The sequence below is a fragment of the Alkalihalophilus lindianensis genome (assembly GCF_032843265.1).
GTDB lineage: Bacteria > Bacillota > Bacilli > Bacillales > Bacillaceae_D > Alkalihalophilus > Alkalihalophilus lindianensis.
On record NZ_JAWJBA010000001.1, the window covers coordinates 800,823 to 822,978 of the forward strand.

General features: G+C 39.4%; 21 protein-coding genes. 1 reads left to right on the forward strand and 20 read right to left on the reverse strand.

All coding sequences use genetic code 11. The features are described 5' to 3' along the window. Positions 1 to 138 precede the first annotated feature (138 nt). The 20 genes from RYX56_RS04360 to RYX56_RS04455 form a co-directional block, all read right to left on the reverse strand. Positions 139 to 1,605, reverse strand: coding sequence for a protein adenylyltransferase SelO (locus tag RYX56_RS04360; protein ID WP_317120911.1), 1,467 nt, complete (start codon positions 1,603 to 1,605; stop codon positions 139 to 141). Between the two features lie 252 nt (positions 1,606 to 1,857). Continuing rightward, the gene (locus tag RYX56_RS04365; protein WP_317120912.1) at positions 1,858 to 2,718 is read right to left on the reverse strand and encodes an alpha/beta fold hydrolase; all 861 of its coding nucleotides are present in this window, start codon (positions 2,716 to 2,718) and stop codon (positions 1,858 to 1,860) included. Between the two features lie 294 nt (positions 2,719 to 3,012). Beyond that, positions 3,013 to 3,318 (reverse strand): spore coat protein, encoded by a 306-nt coding sequence (locus RYX56_RS04370; protein ID WP_317120913.1) that lies wholly within the window; start codon positions 3,316 to 3,318, stop codon positions 3,013 to 3,015. Between the two features lie 19 nt (positions 3,319 to 3,337). Then, complete coding sequence (locus RYX56_RS04375) at positions 3,338 to 3,532, reverse strand: hypothetical protein (RefSeq protein ID WP_317120914.1); 195 nt, start codon at positions 3,530 to 3,532, stop codon at positions 3,338 to 3,340. A gap of 191 nt (positions 3,533 to 3,723) precedes the next feature. Then, positions 3,724 to 3,882, reverse strand: a complete 159-nt coding sequence (locus tag RYX56_RS04380; protein ID WP_317120915.1) for a hypothetical protein — start codon at positions 3,880 to 3,882, stop codon at positions 3,724 to 3,726. Positions 3,883 to 4,153: 271 nt separating this feature from the next. After that, on the reverse strand, positions 4,154 to 5,602 hold the full coding sequence (gene cls / locus RYX56_RS04385) for a cardiolipin synthase (protein ID WP_317120916.1): 1,449 nt from the start codon (positions 5,600 to 5,602) through the stop codon (positions 4,154 to 4,156). Between the two features lie 111 nt (positions 5,603 to 5,713). Next, positions 5,714 to 7,540, reverse strand: a complete 1,827-nt coding sequence (locus RYX56_RS04390; protein WP_317120917.1) for a UbiD family decarboxylase — start codon at positions 7,538 to 7,540, stop codon at positions 5,714 to 5,716. Between the two features lie 206 nt (positions 7,541 to 7,746). Continuing rightward, complete coding sequence (locus RYX56_RS04395) at positions 7,747 to 8,586, reverse strand: SDR family NAD(P)-dependent oxidoreductase (protein WP_317120918.1); 840 nt, start codon at positions 8,584 to 8,586, stop codon at positions 7,747 to 7,749. 33 nt (positions 8,587 to 8,619) lie between these two features. Continuing rightward, positions 8,620 to 8,913, reverse strand: a complete 294-nt coding sequence (locus RYX56_RS04400) for a DNA-binding protein (protein WP_317120919.1) — start codon at positions 8,911 to 8,913, stop codon at positions 8,620 to 8,622. Positions 8,914 to 9,044: 131 nt separating this feature from the next. Continuing rightward, the gene (locus tag RYX56_RS04405) at positions 9,045 to 10,268 is read right to left on the reverse strand and encodes a M20 family metallopeptidase (RefSeq protein WP_317120920.1); all 1,224 of its coding nucleotides are present in this window, start codon (positions 10,266 to 10,268) and stop codon (positions 9,045 to 9,047) included. A 26-nt stretch (positions 10,269 to 10,294) separates the two neighbouring features. Continuing rightward, positions 10,295 to 11,746: a sodium/pantothenate symporter gene (panF, locus tag RYX56_RS04410; RefSeq protein WP_317120921.1), complete on the reverse strand. Its 1,452-nt coding sequence runs from the start codon at positions 11,744 to 11,746 to the stop codon at positions 10,295 to 10,297. Next, complete coding sequence (locus tag RYX56_RS04415) at positions 11,743 to 12,033, reverse strand: YhdT family protein (protein WP_317120922.1); 291 nt, start codon at positions 12,031 to 12,033, stop codon at positions 11,743 to 11,745. The genes panF (RYX56_RS04410) and RYX56_RS04415 overlap by 4 nt, the downstream gene beginning before the upstream one ends. A 112-nt stretch (positions 12,034 to 12,145) precedes the next feature. Continuing rightward, positions 12,146 to 12,907 (reverse strand): SDR family NAD(P)-dependent oxidoreductase, encoded by a 762-nt coding sequence (locus tag RYX56_RS04420; protein WP_317120923.1) that lies wholly within the window; start codon positions 12,905 to 12,907, stop codon positions 12,146 to 12,148. Between the two features lie 22 nt (positions 12,908 to 12,929). Further along, positions 12,930 to 14,012 (reverse strand): tartrate dehydrogenase, encoded by a 1,083-nt coding sequence (locus RYX56_RS04425; protein WP_317120924.1) that lies wholly within the window; start codon positions 14,010 to 14,012, stop codon positions 12,930 to 12,932. A 39-nt stretch (positions 14,013 to 14,051) separates the two neighbouring features. Further along, positions 14,052 to 15,506 carry an aldehyde dehydrogenase family protein gene (locus RYX56_RS04430; RefSeq protein WP_317120925.1) on the reverse strand — a complete coding sequence of 485 codons (1,455 nt, stop codon included), beginning with the start codon at positions 15,504 to 15,506 and terminating at the stop codon, positions 14,052 to 14,054. A 152-nt stretch (positions 15,507 to 15,658) separates the two neighbouring features. Beyond that, positions 15,659 to 17,455 (reverse strand): sigma-54 interaction domain-containing protein, encoded by a 1,797-nt coding sequence (locus tag RYX56_RS04435; RefSeq protein WP_317120926.1) that lies wholly within the window; start codon positions 17,453 to 17,455, stop codon positions 15,659 to 15,661. 128 nt (positions 17,456 to 17,583) lie between these two features. Then, positions 17,584 to 17,889 (reverse strand): hypothetical protein, encoded by a 306-nt coding sequence (locus tag RYX56_RS04440; RefSeq protein ID WP_317120927.1) that lies wholly within the window; start codon positions 17,887 to 17,889, stop codon positions 17,584 to 17,586. A 117-nt stretch (positions 17,890 to 18,006) separates the two neighbouring features. Further along, the gene (gene purT / locus RYX56_RS04445) at positions 18,007 to 19,206 is read right to left on the reverse strand and encodes a formate-dependent phosphoribosylglycinamide formyltransferase (protein WP_317120928.1); all 1,200 of its coding nucleotides are present in this window, start codon (positions 19,204 to 19,206) and stop codon (positions 18,007 to 18,009) included. Between the two features lie 157 nt (positions 19,207 to 19,363). Then, on the reverse strand, positions 19,364 to 20,800 hold the full coding sequence (gene panF, locus RYX56_RS04450) for a sodium/pantothenate symporter (protein ID WP_317120929.1): 1,437 nt from the start codon (positions 20,798 to 20,800) through the stop codon (positions 19,364 to 19,366). Continuing rightward, positions 20,797 to 21,105 (reverse strand): YhdT family protein, encoded by a 309-nt coding sequence (locus RYX56_RS04455; RefSeq protein WP_317120930.1) that lies wholly within the window; start codon positions 21,103 to 21,105, stop codon positions 20,797 to 20,799. Before RYX56_RS04455 ends, panF (RYX56_RS04450) begins: the two co-directional genes overlap by 4 nt. 135 nt (positions 21,106 to 21,240) lie before the next feature. Here RYX56_RS04455 and RYX56_RS04460 point away from each other — a divergent pair, with 135 nt between their 5' ends. Continuing rightward, positions 21,241 to 22,149 (forward strand): VanW family protein, encoded by a 909-nt coding sequence (locus RYX56_RS04460; RefSeq protein WP_317120931.1) that lies wholly within the window; start codon positions 21,241 to 21,243, stop codon positions 22,147 to 22,149. Positions 22,150 to 22,156: the final 7 nt, after the last annotated feature.

A 22,156-nucleotide genomic window follows, 5' to 3' on the forward strand; every position in this document is an offset into this window, starting at 1 on the left:
TCTATTTGAATAAAATCATTTCTCTCAAAATAAAAGCGACGAAACGTGGCTAATTGTTACTATACACAAATGGCTAAAGACTACTTCAACAAGAATAACCTACCTCAAATGATGAGGTAGGTTATTCTTGCTGCTATATCAAGTTCCACAAAAGGTTCGATAGGGACGATTTGATTGCGGTGGCAGTGTGGAATAATCATTTTGTTCAGGAGTATATGCGTAAGGATTAGTTAGTGCATGGAGAAGTCGTTCCATTACACTGTAATCACCATCATTCACAGCTGCACTAAGCGCTTCTTCTACTCGATGATTGCGAGGGATAAGCGCCGGGTTACTGTTTTGCATCATTTGCTGCTGCGAAGCTTTTGATTCTTCCTGTCTGCTTAATCTTGCCTGCCATAGCTCCTGCCATTTTGTGAATTCTGGTGTGCCAAACAGAACAGATTCATTCATCTTACCCAAGGTTAAAGCACGAAAAGTATTCGTGTAATCTGCTCGATATTTCTGCATTATGCTAAGGAGACCCTCAATCAGAGCTTCATCCTCTGGTTCCACATTAAAGATTCCAAGCTTTGATCTCATTCCATGCAACCAATAAGAACGATATAATGGCGTAAACTCTGAAATTGCTTCTTGAGCTATTTTGATAGCCCTATCCTGATAATCATCGAGAAGTGGTAACAACGTTTCAGCAAAACGAGAAAGATTCCATCCTGCAATGTATGGCTGGTTACCATATGCGTAGCGACCTTGAGTATCTATCGAACTAAATACCGTTGCCGGATCATACGTGTCCATAAACGCGCAAGGACCATAATCAATCGTTTCCCCACTAATCGCCATATTGTCAGTATTCATCACTCCGTGGATAAAGCCAACTAGCTGCCACTTTGCAACTAATTGCGCCTGACTTTTGATGACTTCATTAAGTAGGGATAGATAGCGATTTGTCCCACTATCAGCTTCTGGAAAATGTCGCTTCCATGTATAGTCAGCTAAAGCTTGAAGGTCCACAACAGATCCCCATTTTGCAGCATATTGAAATGTACCAACGCGCAAATGACTGCTAGCCACACGGGTCAGAATTGCACCAGGCTGGACAGTTTCACGAATCACAGATTCTCCGGTTGCCACTACTGCTAGCCCCCGTGTTGTAGGAATTCCAAGACCATGCATCGCTTCGCTAATAATATATTCCCGAAGCATCGGACCAAGCGATGCTCGACCATCACCACGACGAGAATATGGCGTGACACCACCACCTTTTAGCTGAATATCAAACTGCTGCCCTTTAGGTGTTATTTGTTCACCAAGAAGGACTGCGCGTCCGTCGCCTAACATTGTAAAATGTCCAAATTGATGCCCAGCATATGCTTGTGCAAGAGGGGAAGCTCCTTCTGGAAGCTCATTACCAGCTAGCTCAGCTACACCCTCTTCGCTTTGGAGAGAATCAACTTGTAAACCTAGGTTTTTTGCTAACGTTGAATTAAGAATGATCAGCTTGGGTGAGCACACAGAAGTTGGGTTAACATTAGTAAAAAATGTTAGTGGCAGACGATTATAACTATTTTCCAAGTTCCATCCTATTTCTTTTCTTTTTAACATGGTATCTCCTTTTCACCTTTTGGCTTAATTGATCAATTTTTTCATCAAACGACATCATTCATTTTACATGATGTTATTAGTCACCTTATCCCTTTCAATACTTAAGAGCGCATATTATTGTGTACTGTTCCCAAGTACTTATCCCTTTTCTATCATAGTACTTTTAACAGGAAGAAGCTCGGTCCTTCCACTCATCTTTTCCAAATAAGAATCTCAGAATATATGAGTGGAAGCCCCTCCTATTACCATTATCTACCCTTCTGAAAGGTATTTAATCATCAACTCATTAATAATGTGAGGCTTTTCAAGGTGAACCCAGTGTGTGCCCTCAACTAAAATAAGCTCGGCTTTCGTACATCTCTTTACACTTTGTTTAGCTAGTTTTAACGAGAGGAAAGAATCCTTATAGCCCCAAAGCACTTGTACAGGTACGTTAATAAGAGACGTATTAACTTGAGCAAAAGTTCCCTTTTTTATTGCTCTATACCAATTTAACATAGAAGTTAAAGCTGTTGGGCGTGACCACGCATGAGTATATTCATCTAAATCCTTTTTAGAAAAAGCGCCTTGAAAACTTGTGTTCATTAAACTTTTTTTCATAATGTTGAACTCATTCGCTTGAAGAAACTTCTCTGGCAATAGCGGAGCCTGAAAGAAAAGAATATAAAGACTCTTCAGCCACTGTTTAGGGAAATATATTCTTTTTCTATTAAATTCTGCGGGGTGAGGGCTGTTTAATATTATTAATTTTTCAACATAATCAGGTTTACTTGATGCTAAATGCCAAGCAATAACTCCTCCCCAATCATGGCCAACAATCTTGGCTTTCTTATACCCGAGATATTCAATCAATCCAATGATATCATCTCTTAAAATATCTAATTTATATTCCTCCACTAGGATTGGCTTTTCACTCAAGTTATATCCTCTTTGGTCCGGAACAACAACTCGATATCCAGCTTGCCCTAAAGCTTCAATTTGATGCCTCCAGCCATACCAATATTCAGGAAAACCGTGGAGAAGAATAACGAGTGGACCATTTTCAGGCCCTGCAATAGCCGTATGTAAAGTTATTCCATTAGTCTTTATATATAGAAATTCTATCGATTTCATCCTATTCTCCTCCAAACTATAATCATAATGTGAGCGCTAATTTCCCCTTTTTTAGTCCTCTATTCTCTTTAAACGGAAGAAACAAACATGAATGATAAAAATAATCCCCCTAAAGAATATAAAACTCTTTAAGGGGTATAAACTTTAATTAAATGTTTGACAAGCAATCGTAATTATTTCGGGCAGTTCAATTTTTAAGTTATCAGTTGCTTGTCCTTTAAATTCGTAATCGCTTTCCTGCAATCAAAATATGAACACAAAACATACCACATGTAATTTGGTGTACATTAGAGGTTATACATTATCTCTAAAATGGTCATCAGGGTGAAGGTTATTCTGGATATACCTTTGAGCGTTTTGCACTTCTTCAGGTTTAGCTGTAATAGACTCATACCACCCTTTACTAGCCAACACTTCATAAATATGGAAATGGAGATCGTTTGATGTTTGAAAACATTCTTCATATACCTGCCGTAATTCAGTATGACTCGTCTCAAGAAGAGTAGAAACTAAGCTTTTACATCGACCTTTTTCTAATTCAAGCGACAATTGAAGCATTTCACGATCCGTCAGGCCTCTACCTTGGATGTTATTTGTCAAAAGGGCTCATCTCCTTTAATTACTGAACTCTTGATTGATTAAAGTATGTCGAGATTTTAAGAACGTTTTTTTGATGAGATTCAGCTAGATGTTCTAAAAGGGATCTCATCTCTTGATCCTCACATTGAGTAGCACACCAGTTCATGGTTTTAGCTATTATTTCCTCAGCCCGAATTTCGTCTTCAATAAGAGCTAATTCTTTCGTTGTTAACATTTTAAAGAGATCCTCCTTTCTTTTTTTGAAATTGATAAGTTCGTCATTTCAGTATCTTTTTGAGCATTTATTAGAATTCGTTTAAAGAGATGAAGTTATTCAACTATTAGGTCGCAAATGGGTTTGAAAAAATTCTATTTTCACAAGATATCGCTCATTATTTTTGGCGAATTCCATTGAATTAAAAGTTTTTATTTTAACCAAAGTCTCTCTAAATCAAGTGGGATGATCACTTCATCATTATTTATTGCTCGATGTAAGATTGGGTTCTCAAATTGTTCATATATTTCTTCTTTTACTCTTTGCCTCATGCTTTTAGTTTTACCTACGTGGTTCATTCTTTTTTTCATCCGAAAGCCTCCTTCTTATACATAATAAAGTGGGTCCTTTTTGGTAACACACTTCCCAAAACCAGGTTTGAAAACTTCTTTAAATTCCGCTCCTTGTTAGCTTATCAACAATAGATAAGTTTATTCGGAAATTTAACAGTTAGCCTTTAGGCGCATAACAACATGATTGATTAGCTAGTTAAATAAATTAGACCAAGGACATTTGTTGTCCTTGGTCAATGGAATGTAGCAAAATCTCTATCTTTTTTTGTCCTTTATATTTAGCGAAGATCTATAAGATCGGTGATAAGAGACGCGAAATTGATTCTTTAAAACGAATGGTTTTTGGTCGAGCATCATATAACGTTTGAGTTAATTCCGTACACGATTTCATATCTTCTTCAAAGAATAGAGCAAGTTTTTGAGAAGTAGGACGATCATAAATAAACGCATTCACTTCAAAATTCAACTTGAAGCTTCTCATGTCAATATTCGCAGTCCCAACGGAATTAACCTCACCGTCCACAACAATTGTTTTAGCATGAATAAATCCTTTTTCATAAATATATACCTTCGCGCCCGTCTTAAGCAATTCACCCACATGAGAATAAGTTGCCCAATAGACAAATGGATGATCAGGTCGATTCGGTATCATTACTCGGACATCTTTACCAGATAGTGCAGCGATTCGCAGTGCGTCAAATAAACTTTGGTCAGGGATAAAATAAGGTGTTTGGATATAGATCGACTCCTTAGCTGACATAATCATGCTAATATAGCCATTTTTGATCTGTTCCCACTCTGAATCAGGACCACTTGAGACAATTTGCATCGATGCGTTCCCTCGATTAACTTTAGCTGGGAAGTATCGATCTTCATAGTCAATTTGATATCGCTTAGATGCTTGATTCCAATCAAGAATGAATCTTGTTTGGATCGCATCTACAGCCTGCCCCTTTATTTTCAAATGAGTATCTCGCCAATAACCAAACTTATCACTTAATCCTAAATACTCATCACCGACATTAAAACCGCCAATATAACCAATCTGACCATCAATATTTACTAATTTTCGATGGTTTCTAAAATTCAATCGAAGGTTTATTAAGGCTAATTTAGACGGGAAAAACACTCCTACTTCTCCTCCAGCCGCTTCAAGTCCAGCGAAATGTTTCAGTCTTAGCTTACGAGAACCTAATTCATCATAAAGGATTCGTACTTTAACGCCTTCCCGTGCTTTTTCTTCAAGTGCTCTTATTAACTTCTTTCCGAGTGTATCATTCCTAAAGATATAATACTGAATATGAATAAACTCTTTTGCCCCCATAATGTCCGTCCATAAGGAATCAAATTTTTCTTGACCATCAACAAATATCTCAACTTCATTTTGATTTGTTAATATGGCGTCATTGTTGACTAAGTGCATAGAAATTAAATCTTTGTATTGCTCGACATCAGGATTATCAAAACGATACTCAGAGCTCTGCATCAGCTTTAACTGATCATTAATTAATCCTTCGATTCCTACTTTACTGATCCCATCCCAATCGAATAGTCTTTTTCTCGTTAGGTTCTGACCGAGAAATAAGTAGACAACAAAGCCAAAAAAGGGAATAAAAAATAAGATTAATAGCCATGCCCAAGTAGCACCAATATCTTTTCGTTCAATAAAAATAATAATCGCTGCAAAGATTAAATTAATGACAAACATAACAGCTAATAATATTGAATACACATCCATTCTGCTAATACCTACCTAACTACTTTTTTGTCATTCATTTGTTTTAATCCTAAGCGGACCTATCATAAGTGAAAGAGACTAACATTTGTTAGCCTCTTTCTTCTATTATCACTATTTCATCTTACTCAAACTAGCTCCGTTCTCAAACAATCGTTCAATTTTTTTTTCTACACTTTGATCGGCCAGTAACGGTGGCGCATGATGCGGTTTGATTCTTGCATCAATAATCACATTATCACAGCCCCAATGCTTATGCTGATAATAACTATTTACCCCGTACATATCATGTGAGGGATTGCTACGAGTAAAGGTTGCCCATAAGAAATTGCTTAACGATGCGCTCATGAACTCGCTATCATCGCAAACAATTAAGAGTGGACAATTTGTCAATTCACCATTATTACTTATACTAGTACTTAAAGCATCCATTTCCTTTTGTGCATCCTCATACGTCTTAAAGTTAGATGCTTTTAGTGTCACAACTCCTGGCATCACAAATTGGGCATCCTCAAATCCATTTAATCCGTGTAATTCCTCCGGTACACTTGTACAAAGGTCTCTCTTTTTATCTCCACAAGCAGCAAAAACGACTTTACTTCCTGTGTTTAACCCTGTACCTGAGTAATCAAGCGTATCAATGGTTGTGTTCGTTTGAAAATGAATATCACGATGTAAGTCGATTCTCTCAAGAATATACGATAAAAATTCGACCTCTTTATGTGTTGTTAATGGCTTATCCTCTTCTGCTGCAATAAAAAGGAATTTCGCTAAACTTAGCTGTCCTGTTCCAAGGATTCGATTGGCAATCGTTAAAAGCTCTGCAGGTTGCTTCACTTTTTGATACGGAGTATACCGTTCACTACCAATAGCAAATAGAAGAGGGTGAACCCCCGCTGCATCAACAGCATGAACCTCTTTTACCCCAGGAATTTCTTGCTTCACCGCATCACCCGTTAGCTCATGAATTAGATCACCAAAAGCGGTGTCTTCTTGAGGAGGACGGCCGACAACCGTAAATGGCCAAACAGAGTTTTCTTTTGCATATACTTTATGCACTCTCATTAAAGGGAATTCATGTGTCAGGCTATAATAACCAAGGTGATCACCAAACGGACCTTCTGGTTTCGTTTCTCCAGGGTGAATTTCCCCTGTAATAACAAAGTCTGCATCGTGACTTATGCAATAACCATCCTCATAACTATAGCGGAAGCGACGTCCGGCAAGCATTCCGGCAAAAGTCATTTCACTTAAGCCTTCTGGTAATGGCATGACAGCAGAAAGAGTATGGGATGGATGCCCCCCAATAAAGATACTCACTTTTAGAGGCTTTCCTAATTTCGTTGCTTTTGCTTGATGGACACCAATCCCACGATGAATCTGATAATGAAGCCCAATTTCTTTATTCAATTCATATTCATTTCCGCTTAACTGAATACGGTACATACCAAGGTTCGCATTCATGATTCCAGGCTTTTCAGGGTCTTCTGAATACACTTGTGGTAAAGTGACAAAGGCCCCGCCGTCATCTGGCCAATGATGAATGAGAGGCAGATCTGAAATTTGAATTTCTTTAAAAGTGCTAGGAAGAGATGACTTTTTCATAGGCAATGCTTTTGTAGCAGCCACACCTGAGCCTACATGTTTAAAAGGACTCTTTAGGGCACTCATTGGATCATTGCGAAGACCAATAATTTCTTGCGTTTTATCCCAAGTCTTTCTAAAAATATATTTACTGCGCTCCACTGTACCAAATAAATTAGAAACAGCAGGATAGCTTGAGCCTTTCACTTTTTCAAAAAATAGAGCAGGTCCTTTTGCTTCAAACACTTTCATGTGAATAGCAGCCATTTCTAGGTGAGGGTCGACCTCTTCTGTTATACGGATCAATTGTCCGCTTTTTTCTAAGTCCTGAATGCATTCTTCTAAGTTTTGATACATAATTGATAAACTCCTATATCTATGTCTTTATCCAAGTATCATTATACTTGATAGCCACTGCTGTGTCTTGTATGAATAGGAACATTCATAGAGTTGCTACATATTGTTAATATAGAGTCATGATTGATTCACAGAATTCAATCAGCTTTTTTCTTACATTCTGATTATCTGCATAATAGGGATAATAATGAGAGCCGATAAGCTGTTTAACCTGCTTGGAGGGCAGACGGTTCTTGCTCTGCACGGACCATCGTTTCAAGCTTATCGTTCATCAATGACCCTGTGACATCCCTAAAGCGTGGTGATGTACAAATGTCCACATAACATTTCGCCATTTTTTCAGGTGGCGGGAAAAACAAATTTTGAGCTCTAGCTGCGAGCCTCCACTTAAGTGTGAATTTATTCAGGGTCTCTGGTGACATTCGTGCCCCATTGATCTGCAGAGCATTTACCCTGATTCCATCTTCTTTATACTTTTCAGCTAAATAGAAGGTTAACATCACTAATGCCATTTTTGATTCACAGTATTGTTTATACACACTAAAAGGCTCGCTTGCACTCCACTCCCCTTTTAAGTGCTCAAATTGAAGGTTTTTCTTCGGATCAAAGAAATGCTTAACGATATTGCTGGATGCATGTAAGATAACTGGTTCACCTGCACGACTTAAAGCATCTCTTAGCCATTCGTTCATTAAATATGGACCAACTACATTTGTTGCAAAGGTTAATTCTATATTGTCTGCATTTAACTGGTGCTGCGCTCCGTGATTAAAGTAAGCGGTATTATGTATCAAGATATCTAGTTTATTAAAACGGGCTTTATAATCCTTGCAAAATTCTTGTATTGAGCAAAAGGAGGACATATCCACGTGCATGAGGTGTACTTGTCGGTTGTTTGTCACCTGAATGATTTCCTCTTGCACCTGCCTACTTCTTTCCATTCTCCTACAAGCCATCACGACCTCATAGTCAAGCTCTGCAAATTTATAAGCAGCAGCGCGGCCAATACCTGAATTCACCCCAGTAATAACGACGATTTTACTCATTCACAAGCCCCCTTTACATAAATTCAAGAACGTTTAGTCACCAACCTTCTTTAGCCACGCTCTAACCTTTGCTTTTGGATAGTAGACTGTATTATTAATTAATAGATGAGGAATATTTGGATGTTCTTTAATTAAGTGTTTTGCATCTTCTATAGAAATTCCAATATAATGATGAATCTCGTTCTCCTTTATTAATTGTTCCTCTTCTTCATTTAATGAATCAAATATATTTGACGAGTTCGGATTTTTAAAATTTTTCAACCCCTCGCCAATAAAATAACCAGCAGCTGCAATCCCAGCTCCAATAAACATAAAATCCCAAACCATCTGTACCTTCCTCCTAATCTCAACTCTATAACTTATTACACACAACTAAAGTTTAGCATATGAATTAGGCTTCGTTTCTAAAGAAAAGATAAAGAGTGCAGTCTCATATGAAACTGCACTCATGTCTCCCTTTATTTGTTCAAGAAATGTAAGGCTGCTTGACGATAGATCTCTGTTGTTTCTGCTAATTCGTCTAAATCAACATACTCATTTATTTGGTGAGGCACTTCCCGATCTCCCGCTCCTGTGGTAACAATCGGTATCCCTTCTAAGTGAAGGAAGGTACCGTCCGTAGCACCAGGGACCCCATTATAAATCGGTTCTTTCCCCGTAACTTTTCTGTAAGCATAAGCAAGCGATTCGACCACAGGCTCTGACCTGTTTGTTTCGGTCCATGGGCGGTCTTCAATCACTTCAAAAGAAGCTATGAAATCGGGATCCGCTTGCTTAAGATAATCCAGTATAGATTGAATATCTCTTTTTATAGTCTCATGGTCTTGACCAGGAACGGTTCTAATATCTAAAGTAGTCATACACTCATTTGGTACTACGTTAATTTGTGGATCTCCTTTCACCGGCGCTTGTAAAATGGTCGGTGTCACACTAGGCCACCCAAGCTCGGGGTGACAGCCTAATCTTTCTTTTTCTAGTTGCTCATAACGATCAAGTTCACAAATAACCTTTGCCATTCTCGTATTAGGATTAACTCCTGATAATGGCATCGCCCCATGAGCCATCTTTCCATACGTACGAAGGATGACTCTCATTGCCCCTTTTTGGCTGATGCATAGTTGATTTTCTTCAGGTTCACAAATAATAGCCGCATCAACTCCCTTGGCCCAGCCCCTTTTAATAAAATGTTTTATACCGATCATCATTCCTTCCTCATCGCATGGGATGCAAAGGAGGATTTTCCCTGTGAACGATTCGTTGTCACGGAGGATTGAATGCACTGCTGTAATCATACATGCTAAATTCCCTTTAGTATCGTTCGTACCGCGACCATACATTCTGTCCTCTTTTATGACAGCCGCAAACGGCGGATCGTCCCACGTTTCTGGGTCTCCTTCTGTTACAACATCTGTATGCCCTTCAAACAACAAGGTCTTCCCAGGCTTACCTGAGTCAACGATCCCAATCACATTTGGCCTGCCTACCTCTACGTACTCAATATGGGCTTTTATACCAAGCTTCTCTAGATAATCTGCCACAAACAACGCTACCTTCTCTTCGTTCCCATCCTTCGTACCAGGCCTATATACACTCGGTATTTGAACAAGCTTTTGAGTCAAACTTATAACCTCTTCTCGATCACGGAGCTTCCTTTGTTCTTGCTTTGGACTTAATTTGTGCATCTTCACATCTCCCTTCAAAAAATGAATTAAGCATTCACTTGGTTTTCCGTTGAAATCGATTGATCCTTTGTTATTAAACTAACTGCCACAAATGCGATAAACGAAAGAATGATTGGGAAAACAACCGTATGAACCCCAAAAACATTTGGACTGAATGTGTGAATGAGAATGTAGGTCCCTACCCCAACTACCATCGAAGCAAGCGCACCATGTTTATTCCCGCGACTCCAATACAGTCCCATAATAACCGGCCAGATAAATGCTGCTTCAAGACCACCAAAAGCAAATAGATTCAACCAGATTAATAGATCAGGCGGACTTAATGCTAAGGCAAAGACAAGCACACCTAGTAAAGTGGTTACACCAATCGTTATACGCTTCACTTGTTTATCAGATGCAGTTGGCTTGACGTAATTAAGGTAAACGTCTTTTACAACAGTGGAGCTGACCAGCAAAAGTAAGGAGTCTACCGTCGACATGATGGCAGCCATTGGTGCAGCTAGGACAATTCCTGCCAGCCATGGCGGGAGAACTTCTAATGTAATAAGCGGCATAACAGAATCTCCCACTTCAATGCCTGGAAGAATCGGGCGTGCAAATACCCCGATCAAATGCATACCAAGCATAATAAATCCAACAACAATAGTTCCTGTAATTAAGGCACGGTGCATCGCCTTCGAACTTTTATAAGACATAGCGCGCACAGTTACTTGAGGTAAGGCCACGACCCCAACTCCAACTAAAATCCAGAAAGAAGATACATAGGCAGGTGTTAAGCTGCCGTCATGACCAAAGGGGCTTACAAGATTCGGGTTCTCAGCTATGAGGTCTGACATAATGTTGCTAATCCCACCTCCAGCTATAATGGTCCCTATTAAAATAATGAGAGTACCACCAACCATGACAACACCTTGAATCGTGTCTGTTAGTGCAACGGCTCTAAAACCGCCGATGACCACATAAACCAATACTGCAACAGCGAAAATAAATAATGCGGACGTATAATTAAGCCCTGTCAATGATTCTATTAATCTTGCACCACCAACCCATTGTGCAGTCATTGCAGAAAAGAGAAAAATGATAATGCTGATTGCAGAAAAAATAGCTACTCCTTTGCTTCTATACCGTTTCCTTAAAAAATCAATTAATGTAATCGCTTCATATTTACGCGCATAAATAGCAAACTTTTTACCAAGTATCATCAAAACAAAATAACCTGTCGCTACTTGTGCCATCGCTAGGAGCACCCACGCGAGTCCTTGAGTGTAAGCTACACCAGGTCCGCCAATAAAACTACTTGCACTGCCGTACGTAGCAATCATTGTCATCGCTAAGATGAATCCACCAAGCTCACGACTTCCTAAAAAATATTCCTGCAAAAAGTTATTTGAAGATTTAATGTAGCGTGATGACCAGAAACCAACTACAAAGATCGAAAGCAAGAAGATGATTAAAGGAATCATTACTGCCCAGTTCATTGAATCTCCTCCTCTTCTTCATCTTCAAATGGAACTTCTACAAAGAAACCTTTTACTACCACTATTACTAATACAACCATAATTAGAAAACCTACTACACAGCTATAGAAAAACCAGGAAGGCAGCCCAAATATATAGGAATATTCTTCTACCGACCTAGACCCTAATCCATACGCAAAACCAAACCACCAGATAAAATTGAATAATACTAACCCTACTCCGATCAATGCCTCACGGTTGGCAATTTTAAATCGCGGATCATTTGGATCAATTTGATTATTAGCCATACGTAATAGCTCCTTTCAAATAGAAATCAAGAATAAAGACTCGTAAACTAGGTCTAGGAGGATAAACACATTTATTTTTTCTTAATTTTCAGTTATTTTTTTAGAAGAACAACTAAATTCCTCTTCCACCATCTACGTTTAGAATTTCTCCGGTAACACTTCTGGCTGCATCCGTTGATAAATAAAGGGCGGCCTGAGCTATTTCTTCCGATTGTATCAACGCACCTAATGGCATACTTTTTACAAAGATATCATTTATATCTTCATTCTTTGATTCATCAGCGAGGAATTGAGAAATCATTGGTGTTTCAGTTGGTCCAGGGTTAATTGCGTTCACCCTGATTTTGTATGGCGCTAATTCTATCGCTAACGCTTTAGTGAGCATAATTGCTCCACCTTTGGAAGCACAGTATGCATTTAAACCTGGTCTAGCCCTAACCCCAGCAATTGAACAAACATTAATAATAGCTCCAGATTGCTGCTTTTTGAAATAGGGCACAGCATATTTTGTAGTTAGAAAAATTGACTTTGTATTAACATCCATTAAACGATCCCATTCTGCTTCCTCTAACTCTTCAATCTGAGTAAATGATTGAGGAATTCCGGCACAATTAACTATAATATGAATGGTTCCAAACTTCTCGATTGTTTTAGATATTAAAGACTGAACACTTTTAGCATTTGCTACGTCTGCTTCAATTGCGGTAGTTATATCGCTTGAAAAACCACTCGCTGCATCCGCAGCTGCTTGTATGTTAATATCAGCAAATACAACATTGGCCCCTTCGCTAACAAATAGTTGTGCTACAGCTTTCCCCATGCCAGAACCTGCCCCAGTTACCACTGCGGTTTTCCCTGCTAATTGTAGTGCCACACCTTCCACCACCTTATGTTAATTAAACGGATTGACTTAACTGCTTAAACTTATGGACAATGGCATCTCCTACTTCAACTGTAGACGAATCTCCCCCTAAGTCTGGAGTCCTAACAAGGCCTTCTTGAAGTACCTCTTCGATCGATTGAATAATTAGCTCACCTAATCCCGTAAACCCTAAGTGATCCATCATCATGGCAACGCTCCAAATCTGTCCGATTGGATTAGCAATTCCTTTTCCAGCAATATCCGGTGCAGAACCGTGAATTGGTTCAAACATAGAAGGGTAATGAAAATCAGGATTGATATTTCCTGAAGGAGCTATCCCTAACCCTCCTACGATCGCTGCACCTAAGTCTGTTAAAATATCACCAAATAGATTACTGCCTACAACAATATCAAATTCTTCTGGCTTTGAGATAAAGTAGGCTGCTAGTGCATCAATATGATAGATATTCGTTTCTATTTCAGGGTGATGACCGGCTATTTCTTTTGCGATCTCATCCCAGAAAGGCATTGCAAAATTAATAGCATTTGATTTAGTAGCAATCGTCATGTTTTTCTTTTGTTTTTTCTTGGCTAAAGTATATGCATATTCTAAAATTCGTTTTGTTCCGAATTTCGTAAAAACATTGTTTTGGATTGCTAATTCATAAGGGGTTCCTTCGTGCAGCCTCCCCCCAATATTTGAATATTCACCTTCTGTATTCTCCCTTACAACGAGAAAATCGAGGTCATCATGCGTCTTATGACGTAATGGACTCTCTAGACCTTTAAGCAGTTTAACTGGTCTAAGATTGACATATTGTTGAAACGTGCGTCGAATAGGAAGGATCAGTTCCCAAACTGATACATGGTCAGGCACTTCAGGAGCACCGACTGCACCAAATAAAATGACATCGCAATCTCGAATCTGGTCAAGCCCATCTTTTGGCATCATCATTCCGTTTTGTAAGTAATAATCACACCCCCAGTCGTATGATTCATAGGAAAAGCGAACCCCTCCATGAAGCTTTTCAGCTGCTTCAACGACTTTTAATCCTTCACGCATGACTTCTGGACCGATCCCATCCCCTGCAATGACAGAAATAGAAAAATGTTTCAAGCGCACACACCTCACAAACGTTCATAGTTTAATAGATTTTTATGTTACTTTGACTGCAATATTTTTTAGCTGTGTATAATTTTGCAAAGCTTCAACACCCTTCTCTCTCCCAATACCGCTCTTCTTATAACCGCCAAAAGGCATTTCTACCCCTCCTGCAGCGCCGTAATTATTTATAAAAACTTGGCCGCTTTTTACTTTGTTGCTAACCCTGTGAGCACGCGAGATATCATTTGTCCAGATCCCTGTCACTAAACCGTAATCTGTCCCATTAGCAAGATCAACCGCTTCTGACTCGGTTTCAAAGTCAAATACAGTAAGGACTGGTCCAAACACTTCCTCTTGAGCAATCTCACTTTTCGGAGAAATTCGATTTAATATTGTCGGCAGGTAATATAAACCCCGTGAATGAATGATCTCTGCTGGTCTACCTCCAGTAATCACATGGGCTCCTTCTAATTTTGCCTGTTCAACCATTGCTTGAATTCGGTCGAATTGTTTTTTTGAAATAATTGGTCCTAAATCGTTATTGTCTGATCCAGGACCAATAGAGATTGATTCTGTCAGCTTAACTAGTTTGGTCAGTAATTGTTCTTTAACTGTATGGTGAACAATTAATCTAGAACCGGCAGAACAAGTCTGGCCTGCATTTTGAATAAATGATCGGACAATAACCTGTGCAGCTTCGTCTAAGTCAGAGTCTTCGAAAACAATATGCGGTGACTTTCCTCCAAGCTCTAATGTTACTGGCACAATCTGCTTAGCAGCTGCCATCATCACTTTCACACCCGTATTATAAGACCCGGTAAACGTGATATGGTCGATGTCAGGGTGATTAATCAAAGCATCCCCGGCTTCATGACCGTAACCAGTTACAATTTGCAAAGCTGATTTCAATGTCTCATTTTCAGCAATCAGCCTCCCTAATGCGAGTATAGAGAGTGACGCATCTTCAGCCGGCTTCACAACGACTGTATTTCCTGTGGCGATTGCAGCAGCTATGCTTCTTGAAGCAATTTGCAGGGGGTAATTCCATGGAATAATCTGTGCACTTACCCCGATAGGCTCTCTAATCGTATAATCAAGAATTCCAGGTTCCACTGGAATGGTTTCCCCGAACATCTTGTCTGCCATTCCTGCGTAATACTCAAAATAACGAGCGCTGTTCTCTACATCACTTTCTGATTGAGCTAGTGGTTTGCCTGTATCACTTGTTTCAATTTTGGCTAACTCTGATTTATTCTCTCTTAATTTAGCTGCTATTTCATTAAGAGCTCTCCCCCTTTGTGAAGGCTTTAATGACTGCCAAGATTCAGACTCGAACACTTTTTTAGCTGCTGTCACTGCATGTGCCACATCTTGTTTTTGTCCGCGTGGTATTGCTGTCATGACTTCCTGACTTTCGGGATTCACGACATTAATCATTTCTTTATTCGAGGCATTCAGCCAGTTACCATTAATGTACATCTTTTCCCAAGTCTTTGTAGAGTCCATATTCTTATCCCCCCGCTTTGTTTTAATAATGAGCTGATACTAAATAACAAGCAAGAACTGTGCCAACTTAAATACACGTAAAAGAACACTAATTTAGAGATTAATGTTGCAATACGTTGCAAGAAACAACAATGGCGTTGCAGATTGCAACATCATAGATTATATTTTTTCATTTTCCTCCATAAAGTGGTTCGATCAATACCTAAAGAGCGAGCTGCAAGCACTCGGTTATGTTCAAATTTTTCAAGAGCACGTACGATTAAATGTTGCTCATTTTCTTGAAGTCCTGCTTGTCTAGCCACTTCCCGTTCTTCCATAAAAGGGATAAATGGATTATCTGCTTTTAATACCGAACCTTCCTCTAAGACAACCATCCTTTCTACAACATTTCTAAGTTCTCTAATGTTTCCCGGCCATTGATACTCCTTTAATTTACGATAAACCCCTTCTTCAACCTCCAAAATCATAGAATCCCTTTCTTTGTTAAACTCAGTCATAAACATTTCAACGATGTCCGGTATATCATCTAACCGTTCTCGTAGGGGAGGAATATCTAACGCAAGTACATTTAATCGATAATAGAGATCCGCTCTGAATCGCTGTTCTTTAATCTCAAGTTCAAGTTCACGATTTGTAGCAGCAATAATGCGAACATCTACCGGTATTATTTTATCTCCTCCAACGCGCCTGACCGTTTTTTCTTGTATCACTCTAAGAAGCAGAGTTTGAATTCTTTGAGGTATTTCTCCTATTTCATCTAAAAATAATGTACCTCCATGAGCTAGTTCGAACAGCCCTTGCTTTCCACCTTTTAACGCACCAGTAAAAGTACCTTCAACATACCCAAACAGTTCACTTTCAAGTAAATTTTCAGAAAGCGCAGAGCAGTTGATTCCTACAAATGGCCCGTATGCCCGCCTGCTTGAAGCATGGATTCCTTGAGCAAATAATTCTTTTCCAGTACCCGACTCTCCAGTAATTAACACGGTTGAATCTGTTGCAGCATATTTTAATGCAAGTTTTTGGGTAGCGTGGATAATGGAGGATCGTCCAACAATATCCTCTAAAGAATATACCGTCTCTAACCCATTTTCGTGTAATCGTCTTCTAAGTTTCAGCTCAGCTTTCTGAATATCAGTGATTTCTTTAAAATTTGAAACAGCACCGATCACTTTCTCACCAATTTTAATAGGATAGCGATTAATCACTAACTTACGGCCATGAACTGTTGCAAGATCCCCCATTTCTACGACACCTGTTTTCAAAACACGTAACATATCTGAATCAGGTATATAAGAGGTGATATTCTGCCCAATACTGTGGTTATCTAACCCAAGAATTCGTTTAGCATGTTGATTCACAAGCTTTATTATTCCGTCTTTATCAACCGTTACAATCCCGTCATGATCAGAATCAAGTATGGCATCAACTTGATAACGATCCCTTATTACCTCTTCAGTAAAAGTGAGCATGGAAGCTGCAATTTGAACAATATTTATTAAAACAGCTTTCCCTGGTGTGACAAAATTGAGATTTTGAATTGGAATATGAACAAGCTCTTTTTTCAGCCAAATTGGTGCTATGTATGCAGTGCTATCATCTATTGCAATAGACGGAGTATCTTTTAATAATACAAAAGAAAAGGCTGAATCACTCCTTTTCAACCAATCTATTTCATCCTGTGTTCCAATCACTTTATAACTTGTTTTCTTACTATGATATACATACTCTTGAATGTCCCAAGAAGTAATCATTATAGGGATAATCGGCAAAGGAATGTGTTCTAACTCTTTCTTGTATATCGCAGGAGTCACTATGATCATTGGGTTCATTACTTGGTCTAGCAGTGAATTAAGTGAGGAAAAATATTGAACTTTTATCTTCTCTTCCTCAAATAATGCTGTAAGCTCATCAGCGTACATCTCATCAACCTTATATAGCACAATCATAAAAACCTTCACACCCCTTTTATAAAGAATTCTATAATAGTAGGGAAGTTCCTCTATCTCTACCATTCTAAGAATTTCTTTAAATACAAAAAAAGCCCTTAACACTAAGTGCTAAGGGCTTCATCAACTCAACTAAACAACGGCACCACATTCGTAAAACGGTTAAATTCTCTTATTTCCCCTGGATCCTTCATCAGCTTAACAGCATCTTGATAGCTTTTCATTTTCTTTAGCATATCAATAAAAATCTCATCTGCTGCAGCTAGTTCCTGAAGAGATGCAAGCAATGTGGCATTAGCTAAGAGCCATTCGAATGTTTTTGTTTCATAGTTTTGTTTCATATTCCAAGATAGATAGAGATAGGTCACTTCTGGAACTTCTTCTTCATTCATCAGAAGGTCCTCACATAATAAAATCGCTTGTTCTTTATCCATACCGATCATCCTTTATTTTTCGCTCCCCTCATTATAGGTGAGATGTTATGTGACATCCATGGATGAATAAAGGGAGTAGATTCAATGTTTTCCAGCTTACAAACAATGAAATGATCATTAATTAATCGGTTGGACTTCTTTCTCATAAATAATGCCAACTTTCTCTGCTGCACTCTTTGATTTTTCACATGCCGCGTCCACTGTTTCAGCCGTACTTAAGCTGACTGCCAGACGTCTCCCGACAAGCGCATTCGGTTTTCCGAAGATACGTAATTGTGTGTTAGGAACTGATAGAGCCTCTTCCATTCCTGTCATTTGATAAGTATCACTTGCTTCTGTTGCTTTAATCGCATGGCTTGCTCCGTTTGAATGCAGTTCGATTTCTGTAATCGGCAGCCCAAGGATCGCACGAACATGAAGGGCAAACTCAGAAAGGTTCTGCGTGACTAATGTGACCAGGCCAGTATCATGAGGACGCGGTGACACTTCACTAAAGTAGACTTTATCCTGTGTTAAGAATAACTCAACGCCAAACAATCCATACCCGCCAAGTTCATCTGTAATCTTCTTAGCAATTTGTTGTGATTCCTCGATTTGAGCAGCTGATATCTGGTGCGGCTGCCATGATTGTATGTAATCTCCACCTTTTTGCACGTGGCCGATTGGTGCGCAATAAGAAGTCCCTGATACGGAGCGGACTGTTAGCAAGGTAATTTCTGAATCAAAATGAATGAACTCCTCAACAATGACTCTTGTGCTCTTCCCGCGGCCGCCTTCAATCGCTTCACTCCAAGAGGATTCAACATCATCAAATGTTCTGCAAAGCGTCTGACCTTTTCCAGAAGAACTCATAAGCGGCTTAATCACGCAAGGTGTACCAATTTCAGCAACCGCTTCTTTTAATTCATCAAGAGAGTTAGCAAACGCATAATTCGCTGTTGGCAGACCTAACTCTTCTCTTGCCAAACGTCTGATGCCTTCACGATCCATCGTCAGCTTCGTGGCTCTTGCTGTTGGAACGACGTTAAAGCCTTCTCCTTCAAGCTCAACCAATGCATCTGTTGCAATGGCCTCCACTTCTGGGACAATGAGATCTGGCTTCTCTAGTTCAATCATTTTGCGCAGTTCCTCTGCATCAAGCATATTCACTACATGACATCTGTGAGCAACCTGCATCGCTGGTGCCCCCGCATAACGATCAACAGCAATGGTTTCTACACCAAGTCGCTGTGCTTCAATCACCATTTCTTTTCCTAATTCACCTGAACCTAAGAACATCATTTTTTTTGCATTTTCTGAGATTGGCACACCATACATTCGCAACGACCCCTTTAGACAATGATTGGTTTTATCTAATGATACCGTGTTTAAATTCATTTAATCAAGTCTTTTATTGATTAAATACGAACCAAAACATAAACAACCCTAAAAATTGTTCGCTTTATGTATAGAAACCAAATAAAAAAGCTACCCATCATAGGGCAGCTTCGTTGGTTGGTTTCGTTAGTAAGCTTATAACAACAAAGAATAAAAATGACAATAGAATTGGAAAGACAACTGTGTGAAGGCCGAGAAAATTCGGTACAAAGGTGTGAATCAAAATATAAGACCCGACCCCGACAATCATGGAAGCTAATGCCCCGTGTTTATTACCTCTTTGCCAATAAAGCCCCATAATGACTGGCCAAATGAAGGCTGCTTCGAGTCCTCCGAATGCAAATAAATTTAACCAGATCAATAAATCAGGCGGACTTAGGGCAAGCATGAAAACGAATATACCGAGTGCAGATGTTGTTCCAATCGTCACTTTCTTCACCTGTTGATTAGATGCCTCTGGTTTCACATAGTTTAGATACACGTCTTTCACGACAGTTGAACTGACCAATAGTAATAAAGAATCGACTGTTGACATGATCGCTGCCATAGGTGCAGCTAACACAATACCGGCCAGCCAAGGAGGTAACACTTCCAATGTAATAAGCGGCATCACACTATCTGCCACTTCAATCCCAGGAAGGATCGGTCTTGCGAACACTCCGATCAGGTGCATCCCGAGCATAATAAACCCTACTACAATGGTTCCGGTAATGAGAGCACGATGCATCGCTTTGGCATTTTTATAAGACATCGCCCTGACTGTTACTTGCGGTAAAGCAACTACACCAACCCCTACTAAAATCCAGAAGGACGATACATAAGCAGGTGTGAGTCCACCATCATGCCCAAAAGGTGTTATTAAGTTGGGGTTTTCTGCTATTAAATCTTGCATAATCGCAGGAATTCCACCACCAGCTATGATGGTTCCGATTAAAATAATGAGTGTGCCAAAGACCATGACGACTCCTTGAATCGTGTCGGTCAAAGCTACCGCTCTAAATCCACCGATGATGACGTAAAACAATACCGCAACAGCAAAAATAAACAATGCAGAGGTATAGGATAAGCCAGTTAACGACTCGATTAAGCGTGCTCCACCAACCCATTGAGCCGTCATCGCTGAGAATAGAAAAATGATAATACTAAAGGCAGAAAAAAGGACAACCCATTTGCTTTGATAGCGTTGCTTCAAAAAATCAACGAGGGTAATGGCGTTGTATTTTCTCGCATAAATCGCAAACTTCTTACCAAGGATCATTAAAACAAAATATCCAGTTGCGACTTGTGCCATTGCAAGAAGTACCCACCCGAGTCCTTGAGTATAAGCAATACCAGGTCCACCAATAAAACTGCTTGCACTTCCGTATGTAGCGATCATCGTCATTGCTAGGATAAAGCCACCTAGCTCACGACTACCTAAAAAGTATTCTTGCAAAAAGGAGTCTGACTTCTTTAAATAGGTAGATGACCAAAAACCGATAAAAAAAATGGACAGTAGGAAAATGACTAAAGGAATGATAACTGGCCAATTCATCGAACGTCTCCCTCCTCATCATCAAAAGGGACCTCTTTAAAGAAGCCTTTTACGGCAATGATGACAAGCACCACCATCACGAGAAAACCTACCACACAGCTATAAAAAAACCAAGCAGGCAACCCAAATACATATGTATATTCATCAACTGGTCTAGATCCTAATCCATAAGCAAAGCCATACCACCACGCGAAGTTAATGATCACTAAAATCACACCGATCCATGCTTCCCGATGAGCGATTTTAAAACGAGGATCATTGGGATCTATTTTAGAAACCTTCTTTTTATCAAACGAATCTTTCATCACGTTAATCTCCTTTCCCTATATTCACTTCTAAGTCCATCCATTATACAACGTAAAGCAAGCGTTCAGTCGATTTTTTTCGAATGAAAACATACTGCTCTACTCATACTAGTTTGAGGGGTGATTTCCATTAGAATGTCAATTGTATTACTAACCATGTTCTTTCTTTTTTCCTTTATGCCACGTGAAGAAACCTTAACGATTACCTCCGATGGAGAGACCATCATCTCGATCCATCGAACCGAATTTGCCGATCCTATACTTGGGAGAGCGATTATGGATGAGGAGAAATATCAGGAGCTTGAGGAAAGCATAGCAAATCAAGTGTACACCAAGCCTGTTAATGCAAAGCTTGATGAGTATGGACAGATTGTCCCGGAAGAAACAGGTAAGAGCCTCGATCGAAGGGTATTTAAAGAATTATTTTATGACTATTATTACGGAAGTGAACGCACGTCCATTGAGGTGCCTACGTTCACATTATTCGCAAAAGTAGATAAAGAGCTCTTAAAGGATATTCGTGCCGTGCAGATGGGCGCCTATGTCACGTATTACAATACATACAATCGACAACGTGCTCATAATATTACACTTGCAACAGAATCAATCAACAATTATGTCGTCTTCCCTAACGAAAGATTTTCATTTAATAAAGTGGTAGGGAAACGAACAGCTGAGCGAGGGTACTTGCCCGCCCCAGTAATTGTTCGCGGTGAATTAACAGAGGGGATCGGTGGTGGTATTTGCCAAGTGTCATCCACTTTATTCAATGCAGTAGACAAAGCAGGAATGAATATCCTTGAACGATACACTCATTCAAAACGCGTAACATACGTACCGCCCGGAAGAGATGCAACGGTCAGTTGGTATGGTCCTGACTTTGTATTTACGAATCGTCATAATCAACCGATATTACTCCTAGCTAAAACGTACAACGGGACTCTGCTTGTTAAGGTTTATTCATCAGAAGAAATTGATTACACACCGCGTGATGTCCCTCGCGCACCAAATAAGTTGCCACCTGAAATAGACGTAAACGATTAAAGCACTC

Coding starts and splice junctions, on each gene's coding strand:
- panF (WP_317120921.1), bottom strand. CDS start 11,746: ATGAACTGGGCAGTAATGATTCCTTTAATCATCTTCTTGCTTTCGATC.
- RYX56_RS04405 (WP_317120920.1), bottom strand. CDS start 10,268: ATGCACAAATTAAGTCCAAAGCAAGAACAAAGGAAGCTCCGTGATCGA.
- RYX56_RS04400 (WP_317120919.1), bottom strand. CDS start 8,913: ATGGTTTGGGATTTTATGTTTATTGGAGCTGGGATTGCAGCTGCTGGT.
- cls (WP_317120916.1), bottom strand. CDS start 5,602: ATGGATGTGTATTCAATATTATTAGCTGTTATGTTTGTCATTAATTTA.
- RYX56_RS04435 (WP_317120926.1), bottom strand. CDS start 17,455: ATGATTGTGCTATATAAGGTTGATGAGATGTACGCTGATGAGCTTACA.
- RYX56_RS04380 (WP_317120915.1), bottom strand. CDS start 3,882: ATGAAAAAAAGAATGAACCACGTAGGTAAAACTAAAAGCATGAGGCAA.
- RYX56_RS04460 (WP_317120931.1), top strand. CDS start 21,241: ATGTCAATTGTATTACTAACCATGTTCTTTCTTTTTTCCTTTATGCCA.
- RYX56_RS04395 (WP_317120918.1), bottom strand. CDS start 8,586: ATGAGTAAAATCGTCGTTATTACTGGGGTGAATTCAGGTATTGGCCGC.
- RYX56_RS04390 (WP_317120917.1), bottom strand. CDS start 7,540: ATGTATCAAAACTTAGAAGAATGCATTCAGGACTTAGAAAAAAGCGGA.
- RYX56_RS04365 (WP_317120912.1), bottom strand. CDS start 2,718: ATGAAATCGATAGAATTTCTATATATAAAGACTAATGGAATAACTTTA.
- RYX56_RS04415 (WP_317120922.1), bottom strand. CDS start 12,033: ATGGCTAATAATCAAATTGATCCAAATGATCCGCGATTTAAAATTGCC.
- RYX56_RS04375 (WP_317120914.1), bottom strand. CDS start 3,532: ATGTTAACAACGAAAGAATTAGCTCTTATTGAAGACGAAATTCGGGCT.
- panF (WP_317120929.1), bottom strand. CDS start 20,800: ATGAATTGGCCAGTTATCATTCCTTTAGTCATTTTCCTACTGTCCATT.
- RYX56_RS04440 (WP_317120927.1), bottom strand. CDS start 17,889: ATGGATAAAGAACAAGCGATTTTATTATGTGAGGACCTTCTGATGAAT.
- RYX56_RS04430 (WP_317120925.1), bottom strand. CDS start 15,506: ATGGACTCTACAAAGACTTGGGAAAAGATGTACATTAATGGTAACTGG.
- RYX56_RS04455 (WP_317120930.1), bottom strand. CDS start 21,105: ATGAAAGATTCGTTTGATAAAAAGAAGGTTTCTAAAATAGATCCCAAT.
- purT (WP_317120928.1), bottom strand. CDS start 19,206: ATGTATGGTGTGCCAATCTCAGAAAATGCAAAAAAAATGATGTTCTTA.
- RYX56_RS04360 (WP_317120911.1), bottom strand. CDS start 1,605: ATGTTAAAAAGAAAAGAAATAGGATGGAACTTGGAAAATAGTTATAAT.